Raw genomic sequence first — 6,609 nt, forward strand, 5'->3', positions numbered from 1 at the left:
TCGCAAGGATGGTGGCGTGACGGATACGACCACATACGGGGGCGGGCAGGCACTGCCTGCCCCCGCTTTTTTCGCGCTTTTTGCAACCACATTGGCCACCGCGATCGGCAATACCGGGCTCATTTCGGTGATGCCCGCCGTGGGCCGCGCTCTTGGCATTTCGGATGTGCTCGTCGCCGGCATCTTTTCGCTGTCGGCGCTGATGTGGGCGATCTTCTCGCCCTTCTGGGCCAAAAGGTCCGATCTGAAGGGGCGCAAACCCTATATTCTGCTCGGCCTTGGCGGGTTCATCTTCTCGATGACGGGATGCGGGCTGGTGGTGCTGGGCGGGGGGGCCTGGGCGGTTGCGCCCAATCTCATTTTCATCGCCTTTCTGTGCATCCGCTCCAGCTACGGCATACTCGGCCCCGCGGCGGCCACCGCATCGCAGGCCTATGTCGCCGAACATAGCAGCGGCGCGGCGCGTGTGCGCGCGGTGGCGGCGCTCGCCGGCGCGCTCAGCCTCGGCACGATCGTCGGCCCGGCGATCGCACCCTTTCTGATTTTGCCGCCAGCCGGGCAGGCGATGCCGATGTTCCTGTTCGCCGTGGGGGGAGTTGCGATTTTGCTGTTCGCGCTCGCGGCGCTGCCGCGGGACGGTGGGGCAAAACGCATGGAACGCACCGATGGTGCCGCAGCGCCGACAGGGGGTATCTGGAAGGATGTCCGGGTTCGGCCCTTCCTGCTCTACGGCTTCATCGTCAGCTCGGCACAGGCCGCCAATACCTATACGCTCGGTTTTCTGGTGATTGACCGGCTGGGGCTGGAACCCGTCGCCGCGCAAGGCGCGGTCGGCACCGCGATGGTCGTCGGCGCGGTCGCGGCGCTGGCCGCGCAATGGGGGCTGATCGGCATGGGTGGCATGATGCCGCGCGCGCTGTTGCGCTGGGGGGCGGCGCTCGCCTGTCTCGGCAACGCGCTGATCATCTTCCTGCCGGGCTATGTTTCGCTGGTGATTGCCTTTGCCATCGCCAATCTCGGTTACGGCCTTGCGCGTCCGGGCTTTACGGCGGGCGCGTCGCTCGCCGCGTCCGACCGCGGTCAGGGCGCGGTGGCAGGCGCGGTATCGGCGATTGCCGGCGCGTCGATTGTCATTCCCCCGGTGGTGGCGGTGGCGCTGTACCAATTGCACCACGCCACCCCCTTCATTGTTCTTGCAGCGACGCTGTGCGGGGTTGTCGGTTACGCCATGATTAACCCGGCATTGGCGGAAAACCGCGCCCGGCGGGAGGGTATTGTTTCCTGTGAGTGATAGTTTGTGCGCGGCCATTGCCTTGTGGGGGCACGCCGCCACGCGGTATTCTTGAACACATCGAACGACCGGCGGCCTGGGCTCGAAAGCGAGCGGCCCGGTTCAAACAGATCATTGGGAGAGACAGTTATGGATCGCTATCTCGTTATTTCGTCGGACGGCCATGCCGGGCTGCCGCCCGAACGCTACCGCGAATATCTGGAAAGCAAGCACCACGCCGAATTCGACGAGCGCGTGGCGCGCGAGATCAAGGCGCGCGAGGAACATGAAAAGCTGTTCCTGCTCGACGATTTCAACACCAAATGGCGCGCTCGTGTCGGCGACGGCCTGGAAGGTGCGTGGGATCCGGCGATCCGTAACCGCGTGCTCGATGCTGACGGCGTCGTCGCCGAGGTGCTGTTCCCCGACGGCATCACCGAACGCAACGCGCCGCCCTTCGGCGCCGATGTCGGGCTGCGTCCGTTCGGGGTCGATCCGGAACTGCAATGGGCGGGCGCCCGCGCGCACAACCGCTGGATGGCCGATTTCTGCAGGGATGATCCGCTGCGCCGCATCGGCCTTGCGGTGATCCCCGCGCTCTATGACGTCGAGGAAAATCTGAAGGAAATCCGCTGGGCGCGCGAAGCCGGGCTGAAGGGCGTGTTCCTCCCCGCGATCATGGACGGCTATGCGATGTACAATCATCGCAAATATTATCCGATGTGGGATCTGCTGCAGGAACTGAACATGCCTGTGCACTTCCACTCGGGCGGCGCGCCCGCCTATGACACCTCGCAGCCCGGCTGGATCGGCACCTATCTCAGCGAATATGCCTTCTGGCTCACGCGTCCGATGTGGACGATGATCTTTGGGGGCGTGTTCGAACTGTATCCGCGCCTCAACGTGATGTTCACCGAGGCGGGCGGCGAATTCTGGTTCCCCTGGATGCTCGAGCTGATGGATGTCCGTGCATCGGTGAAGCACACCAGCGGCAAGCTGGGGGATTACAATTCCAACCTGACGATGAAGCCCAGCGAATATTTCGCGCGCAACATCTGGGTCGGCTGCTCAGCGCTGCCCGACGAGGAAACGACCGAATCCTACTACAAGATCGGGATCGACCGGATCATGTGGGGCACCGATTATCCGCACCCCGAGGGCACCTGGCCGGCGACGCTCGACAAGATGCATATCAGCCTTGGCGGGTTGCCCGAAACCGACATCCAGAAGATGCTCGCTGGCAATGCGCTCAACGTCTACGACGTCGACAAGGACGCGATGTGGGCGCTCGCCGCCAAGATCGGACCGCTCAAGGCACCGTTCGAAAAACGTGCCGCCTGAACCCAGGTCTGTGGAGGATTTGTCCCGATTGGCGAACAATCGGGACGAGTCCGCCTTTCCATCAAGCCCTTGGAACGATAGCTTTCCCGCATACGCCACGACCATGATGGCGAGAGAGGGAGGCAAGGCCGTGACCTGGCGTGGGATCGAGGAATTTTTGGCGGTTGTCGAAACGGGCAGCTTCACCGCAGCCGCCGATGCGCTGGGCGTTTCCAAATCCTATGTCAGCAAGATGGTGAGTGAGCTGGAGGGGCGCGTGGGCGCCCAGCTGCTCCTGCGCACCACGCGGCGATTGTCGCTCACGGCGGCGGGGGACCTGTTTCACCAGCGTTGCCGCGAAATGCGCGCGACGCTCGTCGATGTCGAGCGCCAGATGACGCAGTTTCAGGAGCGTCCGGTCGGCCGGCTGCGCGTGGGGCTCAGCGATATTTTCGGTGTGACGTTCATGTCGGCGATCGTCGCCGATTTCGGCGCGCGGCATCCGGAAATTTCGCTCGAGGTGGTCGCCTATCTGCGCGAACAGGATCTGGTGCAGGAGCAGTTCGACGTCATCATCCGTTACGGCCGGTTGAACGATTCCAGCCTGAAGGCGCGTTTCTTCGGCTATCTTTCCTACGGTCTGTGCGCCTCACCCGATTATATCGCGCACCATGGCTGGCCCGAAGGCCCGGCCGATCTTCAGGCGCATAATTGCCTGACCGATACGGGCGGGAATTTCCATTATTCGCAGGAAGATGGAACAACGGAACGGCTGAAGGTCAGCGGCAATTGGAAGAGCAATAGCGGGATCGCGCTTGCCGCCGCGGCGCGGCGTGGGCTGGGCATTGCCCAGATCCCGATCAGCGTGATCGGCGACGATCTGGCCGAGGGGCGGCTGGAAACGCTCAACCAGGACTGGGCCTTTTACGACCGCGAGGTCTGGGCCGTGTTTTCGCCCGGCATGATGCCCGCCGCCACGCGCGCGTTCATCGATCATCTCGCCGCATCCTTCGCGCATGCGAAGCTGCGGCCGTGGATGGAGCCGGCGTTCAGCACGCTGAAGTCGCACATCCGCCCGGCCTGACGACTTCGATTGTTTCCGCTGGTGGATGGTAAGTCCGTGGCAGGGAGCTTCCCCGTCAGGGGGATCAGGGTATCTTGATGACAAGACGGCGCTCAAGAAGCGCCAATTCCGGATCAGGCGCAAAGTCGGCCGGATAATGAGGAGAGGAAGGCAATGCTGCAGCGATTTCCGATGGCCATTCCGTTCGGATGGTTTTTCGTCAGCTATAGCGATGAAGTCGGCGTGGGCGATGTGAAGCCCCTGCATTATTTCGGGCGGGATCTGGTGATCTTCCGCAATGAGCAAGGCGAAGTCGGCCTGCTCGACGCCTATTGCCCGCATCTGGGCGCGCATCTGGGGCATGGCGGCAAGGTGGACGGCGACAAGCTGCGCTGCCCCTTTCACGGCTGGGGTTTCCGTCCCAACGGTTTCTGTACCGATATCCCCTATGCCAAGGCGATTCCGCCGATCACCAAGCGCGAACCGATCGCAGGGCCACTTCCCGTTGTCGAAAAGAACGGCGTCGTCTGGGCCTGGTACCATCCGGAAAATGTCGCGCCGATGTTCGATGTGATCGATCATGATCCCTTTACCGAGACGGCTGGCTGGTCGAAACCGGTGCGGCGCGTCTGGTCGTTTGCCAGCAATCCCCAGGAAATTGCCGAAAACGGCGTCGACTTCGCCCATTTCGAATTCGTCCATAAGATGGAGGCGGTGCCCGAAGGGCAGGCCACCTATGACGGCCATGTCCGTCGGAGCGAGGCCTTTGGCGAACGGACGATCACGCTGCCCGACGGCACGACCAAGATCATCCCGTCGAGCGTCCACACGATTCAGAACGGCGCAGGTCAGAAGTTCACCCAGCTCAAGGGTGTCGTCACCCTCTCGCTGATGGTCCTCGCCACCCCGGTTGAGGCCGATCAGGTCGAACTGCGGTTCTGCTTCACCTTCCCCGAAACCGCAGAGGATTCGCCCGAATATAAGACGGCGATGGCGGCGATCGAGAATACGTGCGGCCAGAGCGGCGTCGAAGGCGATATTCCGATCTGGAATTACAAGATCCACCGCGCCCGTCCGCTGCTGTGCGACGGTGACGGCCCGATCCTGCGCTTCCGGCGCTATTTCGAACAATTTTATGTCGAGGGCGACACGCCCCGCATGGCCGCGGTCTAAGCACCGTCGCCCAATCAAGCCGAAAATGCTGACGCGCAGGCAATATCGTCCTGCGCGGCAGGAGAGATTTTGTCTGCAGGAGAGAAGCGCAATGGCGAAGCTACGCTATGTTCAGGGGCCGGTGGCGGCCCCGCAATCGGCCGGTCTCAACAACACGGTGCGCACCGTACGCGCGGTTTACGAAACCGATCCCGAAATCATCCAGGCGATGCTTCCGCGCCCACTGGTGGCATCCGCCCGTCCCGAGATTTTCCTCCAGTTCGCGCATGTCGCCATGCACGTCACCCCCGAGACGACCGTCGAGATCGGCGCGCTGACGCTCGCGGCCATGTGCGATTATGACGGCACGCCGGGCGGCTATGTCTTCCACATGGCGATGGAAGGCGAAACCGTCGTCACCTCGGGCCGCGAACGCTTTGGCGAACCCAAGAAGATTGCCGAAACCACCTTCGACAAGAATGGCGATCACGTCCGGGCCACCTGCACGCGCCACGGCATCACCTATTTCGAGGTTGAGGGCACGCTCGGCGCCGATCAGGGCACGCCCGAAGCGTTCGAGGAATATTTCTACTGCTATAAGGGCCTGCCCTCGATCAGCACGCCGGGCGAATTTGACGGCGACGTCTACCTCACGCGCCTCAACTGGAAGCGTAATTATAACCTGAAGCGCGCCTTTGAAGGCCAGATCCGCTTCCACGAATCGGCCTTTGATCCGCTCGTCGACGTGCCGATCCGCCGCATGGTCAGCATGGATTATGTCGAGGGGGCAACCAACACCAGCGGCCAGCTGCTGCGCACCGTCCCCGGTGAATATATCGCGCCCTTCTGGGTGCAGCGGAACGATGCGCCGGCCAATCCGGGCATCGATGTCGTCCTCGCGGGCGCCAAGGCCGCCTGATGCGTGAGTTCCGGAACCGCGTCGCCGTCATCACCGGCGGCGCCAGCGGGGTGGGGCGTGCCCTTGGCGAGCAACTCGCCGCCGAGGGCGCACGCGTCGTGCTCGCCGATATCGATCAGGGGCGTCTGGATGCAGCGGCGGCCGAAATCGCCGCCGATACCGGGGCCGAGGTCGTCGGCCTTCAGGTCGACGTCACCAAGGCGGAATCGGTCGAGGCGCTGGCAGAGGCCGTCTGGTCGCGCTTCGGCGCGGTCCACCTGCTCTTCAACAATGCGGGCGTCGGCCTGGGCGAAGCGCAGAAGACGATCTGGGATCTCCCGCTCAACGATTGGCATTGGGGCTTCGACGTCAATGTCTTCGGTGTCGTCTACGGCATCCGCTCGTTCGCGCCGCGCATGGTCGCTTCGGGTGAGGAGGGCGTGATCATCAACACCTCCTCGTCGAATGGCGGGCTCCGCTCGCTTCCCAACACGCCGATCTACGCGGCGTCGAAGGCGGCGGTGACGAGCATCAGCGAGGTGCTCTACCAGCAGCTGCTGCGCGAAGGGGACAAGGTGCGCGCCGCCGTGCTCTTCCCGGGGCCGCATGTCGTCAACACCTCGATCCTCGCGTCGAAGCGCAACCGGCCCGCCGATTACGGCGCGCAGGACAAGCCGGCCTATGAGACGATGGAGGATCTCGTCCGGACCACCGGGCTCAAGATGGCGCTGACCGAACCGGAAGAAGTGGCCAGTTTCGCGCTTGCCGGAATCCGCGCCGGAAAGTTCTGGCTCTTGCCCGAAAGCGCGGAAGGCGATCAAAAGATCAACGAACGGATGGACGCGCTTCTGGCGCGGAACAATCCGGTATCGGCCTGGTAACACGGCATAAAACAAAAGCGGGGGG

General features: G+C 63.2%; 6 protein-coding genes. All 6 read left to right on the forward strand.

Going from position 1 to position 6,609, the window contains the following annotated elements; all coding sequences use genetic code 11:
- The first annotated feature begins 16 nt into the window (after positions 1–16).
- The 6 genes from QYC26_RS10430 to QYC26_RS10455 all read left to right on the forward strand — a co-directional run bounded on the left by QYC26_RS10430 (position 17) and on the right by QYC26_RS10455 (position 6,584).
- A complete protein-coding gene (locus QYC26_RS10430; RefSeq protein ID WP_317512165.1) occupies positions 17–1,291 on the forward strand; it encodes an MFS transporter in 1,275 nt (424 codons plus the stop codon).
- Positions 1,292–1,420: 129 nt separating this feature from the next.
- Positions 1,421–2,611: an amidohydrolase family protein gene (locus tag QYC26_RS10435; RefSeq protein WP_317512166.1), complete on the forward strand. Its 1,191-nt coding sequence runs from the start codon at positions 1,421–1,423 to the stop codon at positions 2,609–2,611.
- 130 nt (positions 2,612–2,741) lie between these two features.
- A complete protein-coding gene (locus QYC26_RS10440) occupies positions 2,742–3,674 on the forward strand; it encodes a LysR family transcriptional regulator (protein WP_317512167.1) in 933 nt (310 codons plus the stop codon).
- Between the two features lie 153 nt (positions 3,675–3,827).
- The gene (locus QYC26_RS10445; RefSeq protein ID WP_317512168.1) at positions 3,828–4,826 is read left to right on the forward strand and encodes a Rieske 2Fe-2S domain-containing protein; all 999 of its coding nucleotides are present in this window, start codon (positions 3,828–3,830) and stop codon (positions 4,824–4,826) included.
- Between the two features lie 91 nt (positions 4,827–4,917).
- Positions 4,918–5,724 (forward strand): acetoacetate decarboxylase family protein, encoded by an 807-nt coding sequence (locus tag QYC26_RS10450; RefSeq protein WP_317512169.1) that lies wholly within the window; start codon positions 4,918–4,920, stop codon positions 5,722–5,724.
- On the forward strand, positions 5,724–6,584 hold the full coding sequence (locus QYC26_RS10455) for an SDR family NAD(P)-dependent oxidoreductase (RefSeq protein WP_317512170.1): 861 nt from the start codon (positions 5,724–5,726) through the stop codon (positions 6,582–6,584). Before QYC26_RS10450 ends, QYC26_RS10455 begins: the two co-directional genes overlap by 1 nt.
- The last annotated feature ends 25 nt before the right edge of the window (positions 6,585–6,609 follow it).

Origin of the sequence: Sphingomonas sp. C3-2 (assembly GCF_033025475.1) — a bacterium.
Classification (GTDB): domain Bacteria; phylum Pseudomonadota; class Alphaproteobacteria; order Sphingomonadales; family Sphingomonadaceae; genus Sphingobium_A.